The 22,052-nt window shown below is 40.4% G+C and carries 18 protein-coding genes and 1 pseudogene; 9 read left to right on the top strand and 10 right to left on the bottom strand.

The genetic code is table 11. From position 1 onward, the window contains the following. From H6G69_RS16355 to H6G69_RS16345, 3 genes are all read right to left on the bottom strand, one after another. Positions 1–684 (bottom strand): phosphate ABC transporter permease, encoded by a 684-nt coding sequence (locus H6G69_RS16355; RefSeq protein ID WP_190689096.1) that lies wholly within the window; start codon positions 682–684, stop codon positions 1–3. Between the two features lie 26 nt (positions 685–710). Beyond that, positions 711–1,547, bottom strand: coding sequence for a 4-hydroxy-tetrahydrodipicolinate reductase (gene dapB / locus H6G69_RS16350; RefSeq protein WP_190689093.1), 837 nt, complete (start codon positions 1,545–1,547; stop codon positions 711–713). A gap of 94 nt (positions 1,548–1,641) precedes the next feature. Then, complete coding sequence (locus H6G69_RS16345) at positions 1,642–2,181, bottom strand: Uma2 family endonuclease (RefSeq protein ID WP_190689090.1); 540 nt, start codon at positions 2,179–2,181, stop codon at positions 1,642–1,644. Positions 2,182–2,509: 328 nt separating this feature from the next. On the opposite strand from H6G69_RS16345, the gene urtA reads away from it, so the two are divergent. The 4 genes from urtA (at position 2,510) to urtD (ending at position 7,005) form a co-directional block, all read left to right on the top strand. Next, positions 2,510–3,826 (top strand): urea ABC transporter substrate-binding protein, encoded by a 1,317-nt coding sequence (gene urtA / locus H6G69_RS16340; protein ID WP_190689088.1) that lies wholly within the window; start codon positions 2,510–2,512, stop codon positions 3,824–3,826. Between the two features lie 154 nt (positions 3,827–3,980). Continuing rightward, entirely contained in the window at positions 3,981–5,141 is a 1,161-nt protein-coding gene (locus H6G69_RS16335) for an ABC transporter permease subunit (protein WP_190689085.1), read from the top strand. 24 nt (positions 5,142–5,165) lie between these two features. Beyond that, the gene (gene urtC, locus H6G69_RS16330) at positions 5,166–6,284 is read left to right on the top strand and encodes an urea ABC transporter permease subunit UrtC (RefSeq protein ID WP_190689082.1); all 1,119 of its coding nucleotides are present in this window, start codon (positions 5,166–5,168) and stop codon (positions 6,282–6,284) included. Further along, on the top strand, positions 6,259–7,005 hold the full coding sequence (urtD, locus tag H6G69_RS16325; RefSeq protein ID WP_190689078.1) for an urea ABC transporter ATP-binding protein UrtD: 747 nt from the start codon (positions 6,259–6,261) through the stop codon (positions 7,003–7,005). Before urtC ends, urtD begins: the two co-directional genes overlap by 26 nt. A gap of 15 nt (positions 7,006–7,020) precedes the next feature. On the opposite strand, the gene H6G69_RS16320 is transcribed toward urtD, so the two are convergent. Further along, positions 7,021–7,617, bottom strand: coding sequence for a Uma2 family endonuclease (locus tag H6G69_RS16320; RefSeq protein WP_190689076.1), 597 nt, complete (start codon positions 7,615–7,617; stop codon positions 7,021–7,023). Between the two features lie 166 nt (positions 7,618–7,783). Here H6G69_RS16320 and urtE point away from each other — a divergent pair, with 166 nt between their 5' ends. Further along, positions 7,784–8,482, top strand: a complete 699-nt coding sequence (gene urtE, locus H6G69_RS16315) for an urea ABC transporter ATP-binding subunit UrtE (protein ID WP_190689074.1) — start codon at positions 7,784–7,786, stop codon at positions 8,480–8,482. A 3-nt stretch (positions 8,483–8,485) separates the two neighbouring features. Here the strand turns inward: urtE and H6G69_RS16310 are convergent, their stop codons facing one another. From H6G69_RS16310 to H6G69_RS16290, 5 genes and pseudogenes are all read right to left on the bottom strand, one after another. Next, positions 8,486–9,019, bottom strand: a complete 534-nt coding sequence (locus H6G69_RS16310; RefSeq protein WP_190689072.1) for a 2TM domain-containing protein — start codon at positions 9,017–9,019, stop codon at positions 8,486–8,488. 214 nt (positions 9,020–9,233) lie between these two features. After that, entirely contained in the window at positions 9,234–10,496 is a 1,263-nt protein-coding gene (locus tag H6G69_RS16305; protein WP_190689070.1) for a hypothetical protein, read from the bottom strand. 329 nt (positions 10,497–10,825) lie between these two features. After that, a pseudogene (locus H6G69_RS34820) lies at positions 10,826–10,932 on the bottom strand (creatininase family protein); the annotation flags it as partial. A 223-nt stretch (positions 10,933–11,155) separates the two neighbouring features. After that, positions 11,156–13,477: a bluetail domain-containing putative surface protein gene (locus H6G69_RS16295; protein WP_190689068.1), complete on the bottom strand. Its 2,322-nt coding sequence runs from the start codon at positions 13,475–13,477 to the stop codon at positions 11,156–11,158. A 235-nt stretch (positions 13,478–13,712) separates the two neighbouring features. Then, entirely contained in the window at positions 13,713–14,528 is an 816-nt protein-coding gene (locus H6G69_RS16290; protein ID WP_190689065.1) for a creatininase family protein, read from the bottom strand. Between the two features lie 95 nt (positions 14,529–14,623). Here H6G69_RS16290 and H6G69_RS16285 point away from each other — a divergent pair, with 95 nt between their 5' ends. The 3 genes from H6G69_RS16285 to H6G69_RS16275 all read left to right on the top strand — a co-directional run bounded on the left by H6G69_RS16285 (position 14,624) and on the right by H6G69_RS16275 (position 17,885). Next, complete coding sequence (locus H6G69_RS16285; protein WP_190689062.1) at positions 14,624–15,331, top strand: ROK family protein; 708 nt, start codon at positions 14,624–14,626, stop codon at positions 15,329–15,331. A gap of 297 nt (positions 15,332–15,628) precedes the next feature. After that, positions 15,629–17,023 (top strand): carotenoid oxygenase family protein, encoded by a 1,395-nt coding sequence (locus H6G69_RS16280; protein WP_190689059.1) that lies wholly within the window; start codon positions 15,629–15,631, stop codon positions 17,021–17,023. A 112-nt stretch (positions 17,024–17,135) separates the two neighbouring features. Next, on the top strand, positions 17,136–17,885 hold the full coding sequence (locus H6G69_RS16275; RefSeq protein ID WP_190689056.1) for an SDR family oxidoreductase: 750 nt from the start codon (positions 17,136–17,138) through the stop codon (positions 17,883–17,885). A gap of 170 nt (positions 17,886–18,055) precedes the next feature. Here the strand turns inward: H6G69_RS16275 and mrdA are convergent, their stop codons facing one another. Further along, positions 18,056–19,894, bottom strand: coding sequence for a penicillin-binding protein 2 (gene mrdA, locus H6G69_RS16270; protein WP_190689053.1), 1,839 nt, complete (start codon positions 19,892–19,894; stop codon positions 18,056–18,058). 348 nt (positions 19,895–20,242) lie between these two features. On the opposite strand from mrdA, the gene H6G69_RS16265 reads away from it, so the two are divergent. Continuing rightward, the gene (locus H6G69_RS16265; RefSeq protein ID WP_190689050.1) at positions 20,243–21,844 is read left to right on the top strand and encodes a tetratricopeptide repeat protein; all 1,602 of its coding nucleotides are present in this window, start codon (positions 20,243–20,245) and stop codon (positions 21,842–21,844) included. Positions 21,845–22,052: the final 208 nt, after the last annotated feature.

Genomic DNA, 22,052 nt, shown 5'->3' with positions numbered 1-22,052 from the left:
TCATTCTGTTTTCCGGCGACGGCGGCGTGGTCGGTCTTGTTGGTCTTCGCGGAGGCGGCGGCTGACTTCACCAAAAAAATCTCGGCGGAGATAGGGATAATCGTTCACCCAGAGGTCGCGGCTGGGAATGTAAACATCGCTGAAATCTTCAATGGTGCTTAAATCTGGGCGATTTGACATGACTATCATTTCTGCTATTTGACCACGAGCGATCGCTTTATGAAAAGGACGTAGTGGTGCATCTAACTCGACGCTAAATCCAGTGTCATCGCCAACTTCGAGATTTATTCGTTTCTCTCGGTTCTCAACAATTACTAATTCCCCTTTGCTGTTGACAGTTTCTTGTTTTCCCATCAACTGGTCTGTAATCCACCAATCTAAAATTCGCCCACGGAAAAAGCCGCTGTATTTATAACGGCGGCATTTTGCATTCCTTATACTTGCTTGAAACACGGGGAACCACAGCCAAAAAAGCGCACCTATAACCCCCAGAAAAAAGAGAATGGGGCCAAACTCTAATCCAAATAGGGCTTTGGTGAGTAATATTACAACTACAGAAACTACAGAAACTAATAGTCGCTGCAAAAAATTAGAGAATTTCCCCCAGTAATACTTGTACTGCTGACCAGTAGCAATGAGGGGGATAATTTGTTCAAATTTCTGGCGCGTCAGTGGAACAAGCATGGGTGCTGGGTGTTGAGTGCTAATGTTTAGAGTATCTTTTCTAAACCATACACTAACGACTTTAACTGTGAGACCTTGCGAATTGCCAGTAGGACGCCGGGCATATAGCAGGCGCGATCGCTTGTATCATGGCGTAATGTATAAATTTGACCAGCCGCGCCAAAAATTACTTCTTGATGGGCGATTAATCCTGGCAACCGGACACTATGAATTCTAATACCTTCGTCGGCTAAACTGCCTCTGGCTCCTGGTATTTTCTCGGTTTCTTCTACCTGTGCCGGGTTAAAAGTTTTACCCAAATCTGCTAATAACTGAGCGGTTTGAATTGCCGTACCGCTAGGTGCATCGGCTTTTTGGTTGTGGTGCAGTTCGATAATTTCTACATGGTCAAAATATTGTGATGCGGTGACAGCAGCTTGTTGTAACAACACCATCCCAATTGAGAAGTTGGGGATAATTAAACAACCTGTGCTGGCTTTTTCGGCAAAGGCGGCTAAATCTTGAATTTGTGCTGGACTTAACCCGGTAGTACCAACAACGGGACGAATGCCATAGGCGATCGCACTGCGCACGTTGTCATAAACTGAATCAGGATGGGTAAAGTCTACAATTACCCCCGGTGGTAGCTGTCTTTCCCCAGCCACGTACCCCAACATAGGTTCTAATTGGTCAGTTACCGGTACTTCCAAAGGTTCGCTTAACCCTGCGAGTTCTCCAATATCTTTACCTTGATGTTCTGGGTTACGGTCAATTGCACCCATGAGGGTTAAGTCTGGTGCTTGGGCTACGGCTTTGACTACTTCACGTCCCATTTTGCCAGCAGCACCGTTAATAATGACTGGAATCGGAGCTTGATTTGTCATAATTACAAAAATATTTTTTAGCTAACAAGGGTTTTATTGTAGAGAGTTTAGTGACCCAGTAGCTAGTCATAAAATAGCACTGATAAACAGACAATTATTCAAACACTGGAGACCAAATATCAGCAACCGCTACTTGCCAACCAGGGAATAAATCTGGAAGTGTTAGCACGTCACCATCACCTAATATTATTTTTTGCCCATCACCGTAAACTTCTATAGTTCTAGTTTTAGGGTTAATTAAAATTCCGACTTGCGTCCCCAGTTCGATAAACTCTTGAATCTTCTCGCGCAGTTTATCTACAGAATCAGTCTTCGATTTTACCTCAACTACTAAGTCGGGAACCAATTCGGCATAATCTTCAGTAGAACGTTTCAGCCTTTCTGCCCGAATAAACGATACATCGGGAGCGCGTAAATTTGTGTTAGGTAATTTAAAACCTGCACTGGAACCAACTACACGTCCTAACTTGCGTGGCCTCACCCAATTACCTAAAATTCGGGCAAATTCAGTACCAACTTCTTCCGACTCATAACCTGATGGACTCATGACCATTATATTTCCGTCAACCAATTCCATACGATAGTCAGGATAATCTGCCTGCATTTTCTCCAGGTCTTGGATAGTTAAGGACATAAGAACTCCTGAAACATCTGAATCTATCTTGGCATTTCTCCTACACCGCAAAAACTCTACTCACAAGATTTGAGAAGGCTGAGACTGGTTAATTCATAAAAATTTATAGAGTAAGCGATCGCTACTGAAATACTCAATGGTAATAATTTGAACTATGAAATTTTACAACTTTTAACCGAAAGAAGTTGATTTTTTGTTGAATAAAATAAATTTTCTGTATAAAAAGTAACTTTTTAATGGTTAAATATCAAACTACTATCACCATTTAAAGGTTAAACTTAAAAGCCTGCTATTAGCTAGATGATTGAGGGTGTAACTAATAAAAATTATGAGTAGACAATTTAACCGCCGTAGATTTTTAATTTTCAGTTCTGCAACTATGGCCAGCAGCATTTTGCTGAAGGCTTGCGCTAATAACTCCCCAAGTGCAACAACTAGTCCCAGTGCATCTGAGAGTAACTCTCCTGTGGCTTCAAGTGGTGGTAACACTATCAAAATAGGTCTGTTACATTCCCTCAGTGGCACAATGGCCATTAGTGAAAAAAGCGTTGTTGATGCTGAAAAATTAGCAATCAAAGAAATTAACGCCGCAGGCGGTGTTTTAGGCAAACAAATAGAAGCAGTTGTGGAAGATGGTGCTTCTAATTGGGATACTTTTAGAGAAAAAGCAACCAAACTCATCGATCAAGATAAAGTAGCGGTAGTGTTTGGTTGTTGGACTTCTGCAAGTCGCAAAAATGTGAAGCCAGTCTTTGAAAGTAAAGACCATATGCTGTGGTATCCCGTGCAGTATGAAGGTCAAGAATGTTCTAAAAACATTTTTTACACAGGTGCAGCACCAAACCAACAAATTGAACCTTCTGTTGATTGGCTGTTAAAAAATAAAGGTAAACAATTCTTTTTAGTAGGTTCAGATTATGTGTTCCCCCGCACTGCTAACACAATTATTAAAGCGCAATTAGAAGCATTAGGCGGAACAACAGTAGGTGAAGATTATTTACCACTAGGTAACACAGAAGTTACGCCAATTATCACAAAAATTAAGCAAAAATTACCTAATGGTGGCGTAATTTACAACACACTCAATGGTGATAGCAATGTTGCTTTCTTCAAACAATTAAAAGGTGCAGGTTTAACACCAGATAAATATCCTTCCATGTCAGTCAGTATTGCTGAAGAAGAAGTCAAAGCCATTGGGGTGGAATATCTCAAAGGACACTATGCCGCTTGGAATTATTTCCAAACAGTAGATACACCTGCTAATAAGAAATTTGTTGCAGCTTTTAAAAAAGAATATGGCGATAGTCGGGTAACAAATGACCCAATGGAAGCCGCATATATCGCTGTTTATTTGTGGAAACAAGCAGTAGAAAAAGCCGGGACTCCTGATATACCTAAAGTGCGTGCGGCGGCTTATGGACAAACCATAGATGCCCCTGAAGGAAAAGTCACAGTAAATGCCAATCATCACATCTCTAAAATAGTGCGAATTGGTCAAGTTAGAGATGATGGTTTGTTTAATATTGTCTTTGCTACACCTGAACCAGTTGCACCAGTGCCTTGGAATCAATTTGTCAAAGAAACAAAAGGATTTGCTTGTGATTGGTCAGACCCAGCTAAAGGAGGTAAGTATAAACAGGCTTAATTAGTCAAGATTCAATGGTCAATAGTTAAGAATCGTAGGTTGGGTGTAGCGATAGCGAAACCCAACAAAGTATGCGTGAATGTTGGGTTCTGTTCCTCCACTCAACCTACTAGCTTTTAACTATTGACCTATCACTAATAATTCGGGGAAAAAAGTGTTAACAGGTTTTTTAGATGCTGTATTTAATGGAATTAGCATCGGTGCTGTATTATTGATTGCTGCCTTGGGACTCGCCATAATATTTGGCTTGATGGGTGTAATTAATATGGCACATGGTGAATTAATGATGTTTGGTGCTTATGCCACATTTGTTGTGCAGAACGGCTGCAAACAATTGGGTGGTTTCTGGTTTGAAATTTATATTTTTTTGGCTTTAATCATCGCTTTTGTTTTTACTGCTGGCGTGGGGTTAATTCTGGAAAAAGTTGTGATTCGTTATCTTTATGGAAGACCTCTAGAAACTTTATTAGCCACTTGGGGAGTTAGTTTAATTTTTCAGCAGTTTGTTCGCAGTGTTAATTGGGTGTTGGTAATTGGAATAGTCTTATTCTCTCTCTTATTTTTTGGCGGTACGAAAGTTTTAAATTCCCAAACAAATGTAGAGCGCGTGCGTAAATGGGGTGTAGCTGTGATATTGTTACTTTCTGGAGGAGTAACACTAGCAGTCAGTAATGTATTCAGCCAAACTTATCAACTAGCAGTAACTCAACCTTGGTTTGGGGCACAAAATGTGGATGTCACAGCACCTAGTTGGTTACAAGCGGGAATATCTCTGGGTGGTGTGCAATTACCTTTTGCCAGATTATTTATTATTACTTTAACCATCATCTGTGTATTAGGAATTTATCTATTCTTACAACGTTCTAATTGGGGATTAAGAATTAGGGCGGTGACACAAAACCGGAGTATGAGTGCTTGTTTAGGTATCCCAACTCAAAAAGTTGATGCTATCACGTTTGCTTTAGGTTCTGGTTTAGCTGGCGTGGCTGGGTGTGCGATTAGTTTACTCGGTTCAGTGGGGCCAAATACGGGACAAAATTATATTATCGACACCTTTATGGTGGTTGTTGTTGGTGGTGTCGGTAATTTAGTTGGAACTATCGTTGCAGCTTTGGGAATTGGGACAGCTAACTTTTTAATTGGTTCTGGAACTTTGAGTTTGTTATTCACACCTGTGAAACCTTTAGCAGATTTATTTAGTTTTTTTGCGACAACCAGCATGGCTAAAGTGATGGTGTTTGCGTTAATTATTACGTTTTTGCAGTGGAAACCTGCGGGTATTTTTCCGCAAAAAGGCCGGACTGTTGATGTTTAAACCGCAGAGGCGCGGAGGGTGTATATGAAGCAGGGGGGAAGGTTAATTTTAATTGAGATTGGGGTAGTAGTAGCGATCGCACTCATCCTCATCTTAATTATGCCAGTGCTGCTTTCGGAATTTCGTCTGAATTTGTTAGGGCGATTTTTATCTCTGGCTATTGTGGCTTTGGGTATTGATTTAATTTGGGGTTACACTGGGCTACTAAGTTTGGGACATGGAATTTTCTTTGGTTTAGGTGGTTACGCTATTGCTATGTACCTAAAGTTGCAAGTCCCAACTGGGGAATTACCTGATTTTATGAGTTTGTATGGTGTAACAGAACTTCCTTGGTTTTGGCTACCTTTTTATTCTTTTCCTATCGCTGTAGCGGCTGTAGTAATTATTCCAAGTTTGCTGGCAGGATTATTAGGATATCTAGTATTTCGCAACCGCATTAAAGGCGTTTACTTTTCGATTTTGACCCAAGCGGCAATTATTGTATTTTTCAACTTTTTTAACGGACAACAACAATTTTTTAACGGTACAAATGGGCTAATAGATTTTACAACTTTGTTTGGAGCGACGGTGAGTGATGCCAAAACACAATTTGTTTTTTATATCCTAACTGTTGTATTTCTGGCTATTACCTACGCACTTTGCCGTTGGCTAACAAGTGGACGTTTCGGCAGATTATTAATTGCCATTCGAGATGATGAAAGTCGGGTGAGATTCTCTGGCTATGATCCTACAGATTATAAAACATTAGTGTTTGCCATTTCTGGTGCGATCGCAGGCATAGCAGGAGCATTTTACACCTTACAAAGTGGTTCTGTATCCCCCAGAGCAATGGATATTGCTTTTTCGATTGAAATGGTAATTTGGGTAGCCGTCGGGGGAAGGGCTACATTAATTGGGGCAGTTGTTGGCACATTATTAGTTAATTACGCCCGTGTGCTTTTAAGTGAAAAATTTGCTGATATTTGGCTATTTTTCCAAGGCGCATTACTATTAATTGTCGTCACCGTCTTGCCTGATGGCATTGTCGGATGGATGCAAAATCAAAACATTTCCCTTTTACGCCGTCGGCAAAAAATTGCTACATATCCCAGCTTAGAAGAAGACGCAGAAGTGCAACATGAACGCCAAAATCTTGGAAACTGAAAACGTCACTGTTAGTTTTGATGGTTTTAAAGCCATCAACAAGCTAAATTTTAGTATGGATGTAGGTGAATTACGCGTAGTCATTGGCCCCAATGGTGCAGGTAAAACCACGTTTCTTGATGTAATTACAGGCAAAGTTCAACCAACTATCGGACGAGTTTTATTCAAAGGTAAAAATCTGCGTTCTTTAAAAGAGCATCAAATTGCCCGGTTAGGAATTGGACGTAAGTTTCAAACCCCTAGAGTATATCTTAACCTCACGCCACGAGAAAATTTAGAAATTACCAGCAACCAAAATAAAAATGTTTTTTCAACATTATTTGGGCGTTCTCACACGACTGAAAAGAAAAATATTGTAGGGTTATTAGAAACTATTGGTTTAACATCTAAAGCAGATATCCCCGCATCTTTGTTAGCCCACGGCGAAAAGCAACGATTAGAAATTGGAATGTTAGTGGCACAATCTCCTGACTTATTACTTGTTGATGAACCAGTGGCAGGTTTAACAGATGAAGAAACCTATAACATTGGCGAATTACTGTTAACTTTAGCTCAAAGTCATTCCATTTTAGTGATTGAACATGACATGGAATTTGTCAGACAAATAGCAAGAAAAGTCACAGTGTTACATGAAGGTTCAGTATTATGTGAAGGCAACTTTGAGGAAGTGCAAAATGACCCCCGCGTTATCGAAGTATATCTCGGACAACAGCAAGAATGAAACAAGTATTCCATTCTATTTACCTGGTAATTCTGCCCGATTTACGCTGTTAAACACCTGCTCTACTGTTAATGTCCAATCTGGAACTACTAATGATTTTAGACAAGTTGCACCTGTAAATACCTGATCCTCATACTGTCCCTCTACCCACTGACATATTGTAATTTGTTGCATTTCTGGGTCAACAATCCAATACTCTAATATTTCTCTAGCAGCATATTCTGTCCGCTTGTAGCGATAATCACGAACACGGTTTGCTGTTCCCGGAGAAACAATTTCAATTACTAACCCAGGGGGAGGCATATCACGAGTGAGGGTAGCACGAGTAGCACCAACAAGAGCAGCATAAGACTCTTCTGTGTGAACCATTAAGTCAGGTAAACGACATCTAGCCCGTCGTCCTGCAACCTCAATTTCTGTATCCTTATGAGCAACTAAATGAAAAGCAAAATATTTGAGTAATTCCACAAATAAAAATCTTGCAAGATTGCTATTTTCTTGACTTTCTGGTGGCATTGCAACTAGTTCCCCATCCACCAACTCATAGCGTGTGTCTGTACCATCGTCATAAGCAAGATACTCCTCAAATGTCAACAATTTTTGGGTTTTCATCGTTTGGATATTTGCTTTGCCTAGTATCTGTACATCATGAAGTATGAACTATAAATTCCAGTTAGCCAAATTGTCAAAAATTACTGATTTGTAAAATTGATTTTTGACTCGTAAATCAATTTTAAAACTCATATTTCTCTAAATTTCAGCAAATATACTGTAATTTATGCTAAAAATCTCTAACCTAAACGTTTACTACGGTGAAAGCCATATTCTCCGTAATGTAGATTTGACCGTACCCTCTGGACAAATGGTTTGTTTAATTGGGCGGAACGGTGTGGGTAAAACAACCATGCTGAAAACAATTATGGGATTACTCAAACCCCGCAGTGGCACAATTAACTTTACAGATGAATTAATTAATGCCAAATCCCCAGACCAAAGGGCAAAAATGGGTATAGGTTATGTTCCTCAAGGACGAGAAATTATTCCCCGGTTAACTGTCAAAGAAAATCTGTTATTGGGGTTAGAAGCCAGACGTAAACAGCCAAAAAAAGCCGAAATTCCCGAAGAGATTTTTAGCTTGTTTCCTGTATTGAAAACTATGCTGTCGCGGATGGGTGGAGATTTAAGTGGTGGACAACAACAACAATTAGCGATCGCTCGTGCTTTAATGGGACAACCGCAACTACTCGTATTAGACGAACCCACCGAAGGGATTCAACCTTCCATCATCCTCGAAATTGAAGCTGCCGTTCGCCGCATCGTGGAAACCACAGGCATTTCTGTATTATTAGTAGAGCAACATTTACACTTTGTGCGTCAAGCTGATTACTATTACGCTATGCAAAAAGGTGCTATTGTTGCCTCTGGTTCTACTCACGAACTGAGTCAAGATGTAATTCAAAGATTTTTAGCAGTTTAATGCCTAAATCTGCAATGCTTTAAACCATCTATTTACAAGCGTATTGGCAGTTTGCAAAACTGTATTAGCGGTTTGCTTCAACTGATTTTTGCGATACCATTTTTGAAAAGCCATTTCATACTCTTCACCTTTAGTATGAAAGTTGTTCCAAAAATCTAACCCAACTTTCAATCCCCAAAAGAGTAGAATGTACAGCGACCAAGGTAACACCAAAATATGACCACTGGTAGCCAAAAAGTTAATTGATATTAAAACAGTATTGACAATGGCAAAATTGCCCAACCTTTTTTTAAATTTTGAGAGACGGTACGCATCAAAAGCCTTGCGCTGTTGAATTTCACTTTGTTGCGATCGCCAGTCGCGTTCTGCTAGTTGTAAACAATCAGGCGAAATATCTAACTCCCCAGCAATTTCTGACAGTAACTCATAGGAAAATTCCTTGTCTTGGTCATCAGCTTGACGGGCAATTGCCAACTGAAGAATGCGCTGTACATCTTCTTGGCTATAGCGATTGTTATGAGGTTCAAATGTTGCCATAGTTACTATCTCTGTATTGACTATCTAAATAAATCGCCCGTTAGCTCTAATATAACAATCCAAACTGAATCTCTGAGGCAAGGCTTAAATGTAACACAGTTGAGATCAGATAATTAGCCTACCGATAACCTTTGTAGAGACGTTGCATTGCAACGTCTCTACTTAAATGTGAACTTAACACTAAAAGTAAAAATGGCAACAAGCTACTGCTTCTTTAAAGAAGAGTAACTCCACCAGAAACTATATGCTCAATGCTACTAACAGTGAAGACATTTGTACTCAAAGTATTTGTAATTTGAAACCAACCATTGACATCAGGTAGTCCGATAGAGTAAGTGCCACTACCAATAACTGGCAGGACTAAGATATCATCGCCTCTACCACCATCTAACTTGGCAGTTCCAAACCCTAAGTCAAAGGTGTCTTTGCCGTTACCCCCACTGATGAAGATATTGGTAATAGCTCCATCCTGATTAGTACTGTCAATAGGATTACCGCTAGCGTCTAAACCGTTGATTTTCCTTGCTTTGAAATAATCATTGCCAGATCCACCCTCAATACCAATCAGATGTACACCATTGCCCTCAATTCCCACAGTAGTACCAAAACCGAAAATCTGATCATTACCGCAACTTGCGTTGATGCGACCTGTATTGGATATACCAACTCCACGTCCATCTGAGGCAGAATTGCCCAAACCACCAAGACCAATACCCCTAATCAAATCACTTCCACTACCAGCATTGATATAGGAATTGTTAGAAATACCTATACCATCACCACCTTGGCCATCTCCAATTCCTCCTTTGCCAACACCAATAATTAAATCATCGCCTATTCCAGAACTGATACTTGATGTATTAACAATACCAATTCCTTTACCCCCAGAGCCAGGCAAGATGTAAGTTTCCCCTTGACCGCCTGTTCCAGTACCGATAATATTATCTTTTCCAGCATTGCCACATATCATACCTGCGTTAGAGATGCCAATTCCATCTCCTCCACTACCATAGATGTCCAGATTGCCAGTGCCAGTTCCTATGACTGAATCATTTCCGGTACCGCCACTAATACTCCCGCTATTTAATATGCCAATCGCATCTCCCCCAGCACCTAATCCTGTGCCGACACCTGCAATCTCGTCGTTACCTGAATCTCCATTTATATTGCCTTGATTTGAAATACCTATAGCTCTATTACCTTCACCTGTACCTGTGATTGAATCATCTCCTGCTCCAGCACGGATGATACCTGTGGTACTGTTAAAGATGCCAACTCCTGGAGGATAATCTCTGGAAAAAGCACTGGTGAAGGCAGTGCCTTTGATAGTATCATTTCCCAAACCACTATTTATACTGCCACTATTGGAGATTCCAATTCCTTCTGAAAAAATACCAAACCCTTCACCAATTATCGTATCGTTTCCCAAAAAAGAATCGATGATTCCATTAGTTAAAACTTCAATGCCGATCTTCATATCAGACCCCTGAACTAGGTCAGCCTGATTTGTGCCTATAATATTGGGAGGAATTTTTAACTTACTCATACTAATTCTTGTAGTAGAAACAAAGGTTGATCAAATGCCTTTATGGTGGCTAGTATTGCGGCAAATAATAAAGTTAGAGATTTTACTTTTAGATGATTTTGATCACAAGTTTGGTGTGATGTGTTGTCTTGCTATTTGTAGTAACTTAGTGTAAAAATCTGCAAACTTATCAAATACACTATATGAAAAGCTTGTCAAGTACCCAGCGCAACAGAATTTGGTAGTCTAAAAGCGTAAATATCTGTGATTACTTGCACCCATCAGTCAGATACAGATTCAAAGATACGATGCGATCGCCTTTTTCTTTGGTTGCAGTTGTCACATCACCAATCACATCACTTTTACTAATATGGGAATCTGATGTAATTTCTGAAAAAATCTCAGTATATGTAAGGGAGCCACTGCTTTGGGCGGCTCTGGGGACTTGTATTCTATGGTGTTGTATTAGGCGGAAGCCGTAACATGCCAAAAGCTTCGCGGTAGAGTAGATGAGTTAAACTATCGTCAACATATCTACCACAAAGCCTATGTAAATACCCCTAAAAAGTGGCATTTTAGCGAAACATCCAAATACATGACACACATCAATCTTAAACAACAGCAAGATGAGCCAAATTGCCTTTGTAACCAGTAATCTCAATCACAGCATCAGTCAGTGCAGAAAAACCACTCACATCATTATTGAGTGCGACAAAAGTCTTCGTTTGCTTACCACTACCAAGGGTAAAAGTTGCTGCACCTTTAGCCACAAAAGCATCTGCTGTTAACACCGCTTGGATATCTGATAAATTCAAACTCGCCACAGTTCCTAATTGCACCAAGTTGGCTGCCGATACGGCATTTATACCATCAATCTGATCTACCCCAATTCTCAAGTCAGTAATCACGTCACGCTTCGACAACAACGAATCACTTAGACTTTGGTAAACAAACTGATCTGCGCCACAACCACCTGTGAGAATATCGCCACCCGCACCACCAACTAGTAAGTCATTCCCTTTACCACCAATGAGTTTGTCATTGCCTGCTTTCCCAAACAATTGGTCATTGCCTTTATTGCCAACAATCTTGTCATTGCCAGCATTGCCTATGAGTGTATCGTTGCCTTTGCCACCCCATAAGCATTTACCTGCTACTTTTTTATCTTCATTAGTGTTGCTAATTAGTTGCCCTTGCTCGTTATAAGAATAACTGACAACTGCATCTATGATTCCATTACTATTATTGTCTATATCTGCGGCAATTAGTTTTCCGTTTTTGTCATAGTTGTAACTAGTAATTTTGTCAGCTAGCCCATCATTATTGTTATCTAATATTTCTGCTGCTATTCTGCCGTTAGCATCGTAGCTATAAGCAGTTGATTCATCAATTGTGCCATCATTATTTTTGTCAACTAGCTGTGTGCTGAGTTTGCCGTTGGCATCGTATTTGTAGCTGGTGATTTCATCTGTGGTGCCGTCGAGATTATTGTCGATTTGTTGTGAAACTAGCTGACCACTAAAGTCATAGGTGTAGGTGGCTGTTTTATCAATTACCCCATCATTATTACTATCATACCTAGCGTATGCGCGTCCATATGTATAGGTTTTAACATAATCAACTTTTCCATCGGCGTTATAGTCATATTTATAAGATATTAAGTTGTCGTTGGCATCATATATGTAGGTTGTGATCTCATTAATTTTGCCATCGGCTGATTCTACAATGCCATAGCGTCCGAGGACTCCGTCAATGCTATGGGATAGCAATTTGCCGCCCTCATTATATGTAGAGGTTTCGATATAATCAGCCTTGCCATCACCGTTTTCGTCAATGCTATATGATAGTAGGTTGCCGCGCTCATTATATGTAGAGGTTTCGATATAATCCGCCTTGCCATCACCGTTTCTGTCAAAAATAGAGGATAGTAGATGGCCGCTCTCATCATATGTAGAGGTTTCGATATAATCCGCCTTGCCATCACCATTTTGGTCATAGCTATAGTATGTTACTTTGCCGTCCTCATCATATGTAGAGGTTTGTATATAATCAGCCTTGCCATCAGCATCGTAATCAAAGCTAAAAGATGTAATGTTACCTCTCTCATCATATGTATAAGTGTTAATACCATCTATGCCGTCGGCGTTGTTGTCATAGCTATAAGATAGTAAGTTGCCGCTCTCATTATATATATAGTTTTCTTCGATATAATTAGGCTTGCCATCAGCATCTGAGTCAATAATATAAGATGTTCTGTTGCCGTTCTCATTATATGTATAGGTTGAGATATAGTCAGCCTTACCGTCGCTATTTGAATCACGGCTTTGTGATGTTATGTTGCTGTTGACATCATACGTATAAGTTGTGATCTCATTAGCTTTGCCATCGCCATCTGAGTCAACAATATAAGATGTTTTGTTACCGCCCTTATCATATGTATATTTTGTGATATAGTCAGCCTTGCCATCGCCATTTGAGTCACGGCTAAAGGATAGCTCTCGGCCGCTCTCATCATATGTATATTTTGTGATATAGTCAGCCTTGCCATCGCCGTTGTTATCCTCAATATAGGCTGTCTGCTTGCCGTTGGCATCATAGCTAGAGATTTCAATATAATCAGCCTTGCCATCGCCATTTGAGTCAAGGCTTTGTGATGTTATGTTGCCGTTGGCATCATATTTATATTTTGTGATATGGTCAGCCTTGCCATCGCCGTTGTTATCAAGGCTTTGTGATGTCATATTGCCGTTGGCATCATATGTATAAATTGCGATAGAGTCAGCTTTGCCGTCAGCGTTGTAGTCAAGGCTAGAGGATGTTTGTTTATAGGTGTAAGTAACAACTGCATTTACAACTCCATCATTATTAGAGTCCGCGTTTTCAGCTATGAGGTTGCCCGCAGCATCGTAAGTATAAGTTATGGTAGATGTCATAAACCTGTATCACTCCATAAAAACTATAGGACTGTATCTAAGTCTTGCAATGGGTGTAGTAAGAAATGCTTATCAAACGCATTTATGCTGCATAATTTCCCTGTAAATATTAAGGTTAAAGATTTTACTTTTAGATGATTCTGATCACACTTTTGATGTGATGTGTTGTCTTGCTATTTGTAGCAACTTAGTATGAAAATCTACAAACATATCAGTTCACTGTGTGGTGTACTTGTCAAGTCCTCAGCGATATAGAATTTGGTAGTCTAAAAGCGTAAATATCTTTGATTACTTGCACCCATCCGTCGGAGACAGATTCGAGGATGCGATCGCCTTTTTCTTTGGTTGCGGTTGTAGCGTCCCCAATCACGCCACTTTTACTGATATCGCACGTAGTCCAAGATACGGGTAATTGACCTTCCCAACTAATTAATGTGCTTTCTGGTTGTTCGGGGGGATATTCGGCAACGGCTTTTTCCAGTTTCACTTGTTCGGGTAAGATTGCCAACATAATGCTAGTTTCTGCATCTCCGGCGTGCATTCCCAGTTTGGCTTCTTTGGGTGTCAGCAATTCTTTGGTAATGTTTGGCGCGCGCCAAGTAAATAAAGGAAATACTAAAAAATCATCATACTTAACGTGTAAATCCCTGGCTACCATTTGCATAATCTGGGGTTGTCCGCCGTGGGAGTTCATCAAGACAAGTTTTCTAAACCCAGCCCGATAAATACTTTCACCCACTTCCATAATCGTGGCTGTCAATGTTTCAGAACTAAGGGTGATAGTACCTGGAAAATGCCAATGTTCGTTGGATTTACCATAATAGAGAGTGGGCAAGGCATAAGCAGGAATGCTGGCATCTAGCTTGCTGAGGGCTTTTCCCAGAACACCAACACCAATGGCTGCATCGACAATCAAGGGCAAATGAGGGCCGTGTTGTTCAATTGCACCTACGGGTTGAATGATGACGACATTTTCCTTATGAGGCATATCTTGAATCTCAGTCCAAGTTAGATAAGGAAAAAAGCGTTCTGGGGGAATAAAGCTGTGCATCTTAATTTTGAGTCTTGTGAAGACTATCTACACATCAGGATATTACCAGAAGCAGGGACGCATAATAACCAGAGAGTAGTAATAAGGAAAATTCAATGGTTGATGAAAATGGCTCAATTCGCACTTTATCGGTAGATATAGGTGGTAGTGGTGTTAAAGCGATGGTTTTGGATATTACCGGCACTCCCCTGACAGAAAGGGCGCGGGTAGATACACCATCCCCAGCGAAACCAGATGTAGTAATTAATGCGATCGCAGTTTTGGCAGCTGCCCAAGGTGAGTTTCATCGTGTTTCTGTGGGATTTCCTGGTGTGGTGCGCTGTGGAGTTACAGAAACAGCAGTAAACTTACACCCTAGTTGGATTGGCTTTGACTTGGCAACGGCATTGTCACAAAGTCTAAACAAGCCAGTACGGGTAATTAATGATGCAGATATGCAAGGCTTAGGCGCGATCGCCGGGAAAGGCGTTGAGTTGGTAATTACCTTGGGAACTGGGTTTGGTTCGGCTTTATTTGTCGATGGTAAACTAGTGCCGAATATGGAAATGGGACACCATCAATTTCGCAAAGAACAAACTTATGAAGAACAACTAGGACGGGCAGCTTTAGAAAAGTATGGCGCAAAAAAATGGAACAGACGCTTAGAAAAAGCGATCGCTTCTTTGCAGCATTTGTTTAATTATGATTATCTCTATATCGGTGGTGGTGAAGCTATTAAGGTGAATTTACAATTACCTTTGAATGTGAAACTGATACCCAATGTCACGGGTTTGTTAGGTGGCATTGCTTTGTGGCGCGATTGATAGTTTAGGGTGGGAGTGGGGAGTAGGAATACTATTTCTGAACTCAAGCTCCCCTGCCCCCTTGCGGCATTCATGATCAGTCTTTAACAGAACACGATATAGCGATTCCCAGTTAAGTGAGGTACAGGTAATATTTTGAAACGCAGAGGGTCGCAGAGTTAAGCGCAGAGGTACGCAGAGATTTGTACTTCAGCAGACTAGGAGACGCTATATAAGATTTTCCTCACAATTAATCTTTGATATTGTCATCATTAAATAGGTAATCCTGCAAATTCACCTCGTTTCATTCAAAACACAATGGTAAACACATCTGTTAACCCATACCTTGATGGCAATTTTGCGCCCGTTCGTCAAGAAATTACTACAGAAAACTTGCAAGTAATTGGCGAACTGCCGCCAGAAATCTCAGGGATGTTTGTGAGAAATGGCCCTAACCCTCAATGGTCGCCTATCGGTCATTATCACTTGTTTGATGGGGATGGAATGTTACATGGGGTGAGAATTAATAACGGTAAAGCTACTTATTGTAACCGTTATGTGCAGACGCAAAAATGGCAAGCCGAACATGAAGCCGGCAAGGCGATTTTGAATGGCTTGTTAGAACCACCACAACAAAATCATCTTGACATATCAAGAAACACTGCTAATACTGCTTTGGTTTGGCATGATGGGCAATTGTTAGCAACCTGGGAAGGTGGTGCGCCTTATGCAATTCAAACTCCAGATTTAAAGACTATTGGTGAATACACTTATAATGGCAAGCTAACTTCTGCTTTTACTGCCCATCCAAAAGTAGACCCAATTACGGGCGAAATGATCTTCTTTGGCTACTCGTTTGCACCACCATATTTGCAATACGGCATAGTTTCCGCCGCAGGCGAGTTGTTATGGACAGTACCCATTGAAATTCCCACAGCAGTGATGATGCATGATTTTGCCATCACTGAAAATTACACAATTTTTATGGATTTACCCCTGACTTGCCGCCCAGAACGGATGCAGCAGGGACTACCAATACTGATGTTTGAGCGCGATCACCCTAGTCGTTTTGGCATTCTCCCACGTCACGGCGATAACAGCAAGATTCGCTGGTTTGAAAGTCCATCTTGCTATGTGTTTCATACCTTGAACGCCTACGAACAAGGTGATGAAGTGGTGCTGATTGCCTGTCGTATGAGTTCAACTTCTTTATTGAGTGTTAGTGATCTCAATGATCCCGATGCAAATATTCCCCGACTACATCAATGGCGATTTAATCTAACTACCGGATCTGTTTCTGAGTCAAAATTAGATGATATGGCTGGGGAATTTCCTCGTGTTAATGAGAACTTTTTGGGGCGACAAACTCGTTATGGCTACGTTAATAAAAGTGCTGATACTTCCGTGCCTTTATTTGAAGGTATAATTAAATACGACTTTAGCAGTAATAAATCTCAAATCCATGAATTTGGAAAAGGGCGTTATGGCGGTGAATCTGTATTTGTCCCCAGTCCCAGCGCAACTGCAGAAGATGATGGCTGGCTGATGACTTTTGTTCACGATGAAACAGCAAACACTTCAGAATTATTAGTGGTGAATGCTCAAAATATTACAGATGAACCTGTGGCGCGGGTGCTAATTCCACAACGCGTACCCTATGGTTTTCATGCTGCTTGGGTAACTGAAAAACAATTGCAAAACTCAAAAAATTGACAGGTAATAGGGAACAGGAAGCAAAGTTTGAAAAGGGTATAAGCCCTGATGTATTCCCTGTTCCCTTTTAATTAGCACCGATAAAAAACACCGTTCGCCAGGAGACATTGTGATGGGACGCTTGCATAACAAAACGGCTGTAATTACAGGAGGTACTACAGGTATTGGTTTTGAGACTGCTAAACATTTTGTCGCCGAAGGTGCGCGGTTAATTATTACTGGACAGAATCAAGAACGTTTGCAAACTGCGACTCAAGAACTGGGTGCAAAAGTAATTCCCGTGCAGGCGGATGTGCGATCGCTCCAGGACTTGAATAATCTAGCAGAAACAGTAAAATCAGAATTTGGCGGTCTTGATATTTTGTTTGCCAATGCTGGTATTGGATTTTTCGCGCCGATAGAAGCGATCGACGAAACTTTGTATGACAATCAGTTTGATATCAATGTTAAAGGTGTCTTCTTCACTGTACAGAAATTATCCCCATTGTTAAATCAAGGTGCTAGTGTCATCTTGAATGCTTCCTCAGTGAATGAAAAAGGTGCAGCAATGGGCAGCATATATTTTGCCACCAAAGCGGCTGTGCGCTCCTTTGCCAGAACTTTAGCAGCCGAGTTAGGTAGTCGCCATATCAGGGTAAATGCCATTAGTCCGGGTTTAATACCTACAAATTTCCAAGGCAAAATGGGACTATCACCAGAAGCCTTAGACAGTTTTGGTGAATATATCAAGCAAACCGCACCTTTAGGACGTTTTGGTAAACCAGAAGAAATTGCTGCTGCTGTTGTTTTTCTAGCCAGTGACGGTTCATCTTATATGACAGCAGCTGATTTAGTTGTTGATGGCGGTTATATGAATGTTTAGGATCAGGACTTACGCACAGCCTACGGAAAATCGAACCACAGAGACACAGAGTTCACGGAGAAATAAGAGTTTGAGAGTTTTTTTGCGTAAGTCCTACATAAGTCCTAAAAGGTTATCGGTAGGCTGTCTTGGGGTATAGTGTTCAAAACCCTTTCACCCAAATTAATTTTTTAATTCCTGCGGTTATTGTCTGACTGTGGCACTTGTGGCTTTTGATACTTGCCTGGATATTTCTGCTGAAAATAGTCTTCCATAATTTGCAAAATCATGGGTGCAGCTACACTACCACCCCCACCACCAGAATGTTCAGCGAAGGCAACAATTAAAACTTCTGGGTTATCCGCAGGTGCATAAGCACCAAACCAAGCATGATTTTGTTTCACACCTCGATTCCATGCTTCAGCAGTACCACTCTTGCCAGCCACAGGCGGAATTGTCGGTTTGTTCAAAACTTTACCTGTACCCTCAGCCACAACTTTTCGCAGTCCGTCACGCAGAATTTTAGTTGTTGATGGCTTGAGATTTAAAGTTTCGCGCCAGGTTTGAGCATTTTCATTGTCTTTTAGCAAATGCGGTTGCACTCGATAGCCACCGTTAGCTGGTACGGCAAACATAATAGCCACTTGTAAAGGTGTTGTTTGTAAAGCACCTTGGCCAATAGACATATTAATTGTGTCGCCTACAGTCCAAGGTATCTTCCAAGCTTTTTGCTTCCAGTTTTCATCAGGGACTAAACCTTTTGCTTCTTCTGAGGCAAACTCAAAGCCAGTTTTTTGACCAAATCCATACTTGCGCGTCCATTCAATTAATGTTGGGCCACCAACACCCTTACCAATTTGATAAAAGAATGTATCACTACTCCACTGCATTGCGCCCACAAAGCCTAAAGGCCCGAAACCAGCATGATTCCATTCGCCAAATCTTGTGCCACCTATATTTAAGGAACCGTATGTCTGCAAAACTGTATTAGGAGAAAATTTTCCTGATTCTAACCCCGCAGTTGTCGTCACAATTTTGAAGGTACTAGCGGGGGGAAAAGCACTAAGGGCGCGATTAACTAGGGGATGATCTGCACCTTGTACAGATTCCCAATCTTTTTGAGACAGTTTTTGTTTAGAAAAGATATTTGGGTCAAAGGTGGGATGGGATACTAAAGCTAAAACAGCACCGTTTTTGGGGTTGAGGGCAACAATAGCCCCATTTTTACCATTTAAAGCTTTTTCCGCCGCCTTTTGCATATTTAAATCTAAGGTGAGATGCAAGTCATTGCCTGCTTTGGCTTGTTTTTCGCCTAAAACTCGCAGAGGTCTTCCCGCACCATCTACTTCTACTTGCTGACCTCCCCATTCACCCCGCAATACTTTCTCGTAGGCTTTTTCAACGCCCATTTGGCCGATGACATCACCTAAACGATAGCCTGCTGATTTTTTTTCTTTTAACTGTTCGGCGGTTAATTCGCGTGTATATCCTAGTACATGAGCGAGTTCTCGCCCATGAGGATAATAACGCACCGCTTCTGTATGAATTTCGACTTCGGGGAGTTCGTTGGCGTATTCTTTAATGGCTGTAATTTGGGCTTCGTTTAAATCACGGGCAATTCTAATCAGAGAAGAGGAATTGACACCAGCTTCGTCTAGTTTTTTTTCGATTTCTGCTTGGGGAACATCTAAAATTGCTGCTAGACGTGGCCCTATTATGGGCCAAGAAGGTTTGGTGTGTGCCATTGGCCAAAGATAAACAGAGCGAGGATAACGTGTACTAGCTAAAAGTTTACCGTTGCGGTCAAAAATATTTCCTCGTTCTGGTTGTTTAGCAATAACTCGAATTCGGTTTGATTCGGCTCGTTGGCGATGACTTGATCCCTCAACAATTTGTAAATATGCTAAACGCGCAGCGATGCCACCCAGCATTAAGAGGGTAAACATGATTAAAAATACAGGCTGGAAATTTCGCCCAACTGTACGCGTATTTTTCTTACCAGCTAGAGGAGAAGGGTGCAATCCTGCCATAGAATTTTATGTAAGTTGATTGATAAGTAATTTCTGTATACAATAACACTATACTTTTACCGGATATTCTTGAGGTATTAGTATAAATATCTACTTTTTCTGTTAACTATATTTTTGCTTTATGTTCCAGGTCAATTTTGGGAGTTGCTCAACCATAATATCCAGCGATTTTGGTTTGCACAACTGGTCAAATCTACTAAGTATCAATATCTGTGAGGAATCTATTCACAAATTAAACCCAATTCTTATATAAGCATTTGCTGATGATCAACCTAATAAATTTCAATGTTTACGCGGTTGGGTTATTTTAATAAAATAATCTCATCCAAAAGGTTCGCAGAGATAGAAATGGACTGGATTACGCTGCTGCGATCGCTACAGTCTGATTTTATTAAAAGATTGGCATCTGGTTGTTTGCTGCACTGCGAAACAGAAGGTCAACATAGTGAATTAACAATCATTTCTGGTGAGAGGTTAAAAATTCTCCGTGACTTCTGCTGGCAAATGGCAGAAAAATACAAGCGTGTTTCGCCAGTACGAGATGTGTTTATCAGCTATCTCAAAGGCAAATTAGGCGAAGAAGTGGTAAAAGAACGCCTGGCTGATTGTATTACGGAAGTTGATTATGAAAAACGCTTTGGTGGTGATGGGAAAATTGATTTTACTTTAACTGCTGACCCGACAATTGGCATTGAGGTAAAATCGCGTCACGGCAGTATTGATCGAGTCAGATGGTCTGTCAGTTCTGAAGAAGTTGAAAAAAATGCAGTCATAGTTTGCATTTTTATTCAAGAAGAAGTGCATGAAGCGCAATCTGAATACCATCTATATTTAGCAGGGTTTCTGCCTACACAGATGATTAAACTCAAAACTGGCAGAATTGCATTTGGGATAGATCAGCTTTTGTATGGTGGGGGTTTGCGTGGTTATTTAGAACAGTATCAATCTGCGATAAATTATAGTGTTGAGCAACAGGAAAAATCTCAGCCGATATTAGTAAATCATGTGCAGGTTATCAAAACACCTGGAGAAGTCAATAATAATGTGTCTAAGTATCAGTCAGATATAAATTATGCTAATCAAGGTCATGAATATTGGCAAAAAGGAGATTATCAAGCCGCAATTGCTAGTTATAATCAAGTTTTGAAATTGCAGTCAAATGATGCATGTATTTATTATAAACGAGGTTTAAGTTATTATCAAATAGGAGATTTTGAACAGGCGATCGCCGATTATTCGCAAGCAATTCAAATTAATATTCATGATGCCAAATTATATCTCCATCGGGGCATAGCACGTTATCAATTAGCAAATTATGAACTAGCGATTGAAGATTACACTCAGGCGATTAGATTAAACTCTAACTTTGCTGTGGCTTACAAAAATCGTGCTGATGCTCGTTCTCATCTAGGTGATAATCAAGGTGCAATTGAAGATTACACTCAAGCAATTAAAATTAATCCGCATTATGCTACCACAGCTAAAAACCGAGGGATGGCACGTTATCTTTTAGGATATCAATCAGGATTTACTCAAGCTATTAAAATAAATCCTCGTGATGCTGTGGCTTACAAAAATCGTGGGAATGCACGCGCTGATGTTGGCGATCATGAAGGTGCTATCGAAGATTACAACCAAGCGATCGAAATTAATCCTCATTATGTCGATGCGTATTATAACCGGGGCAATGCTTTTTATGATTTGGGGAAATTAGAGCCAGCATTTGCCGATTACACCCAAGCTTTAGAAATTAATCCTAACTATGCTGATGCTTATTACAATCGTGCTAATATTCTAGCTGAAACTGGAGATATGCAAGGCGCAATTGATGATTTTCAAAAGGCTGCTAATATTTATCTTAAAGAAGGCAAATTAGCACCACTGAAAGATACCAGACAAAGAATTTTAGATTTACAAATAGTAGAATCAATAGATATTTTAAACTTTTAGGATACACAAAGTTTTGGTTTGTTTATCAGTTAATAATTCGGAAGGATTCAGGTCTAATATTGTGGAAATAAAGAAGGGCAAGACTGAAAATTATTAGAGTCATACCAATTTAATATGAAGCTGCATAGAATAGAGCTTCCAGGATAAAGTTATAAGAAGACACAGAAATTACCTGCTCAAATGTGAGTTGGTCAAAGATTTCTTGGAT

Source organism: Nostoc sp. FACHB-110, assembly GCF_014697425.1.
Taxonomy (GTDB): Bacteria; Cyanobacteriota; Cyanobacteriia; order Cyanobacteriales; family Nostocaceae; genus Nostoc_B.
The sequence above is the reverse complement of the archived record's forward strand: the minus strand, read 5'-3'. Positions and strand labels throughout refer to the sequence as shown.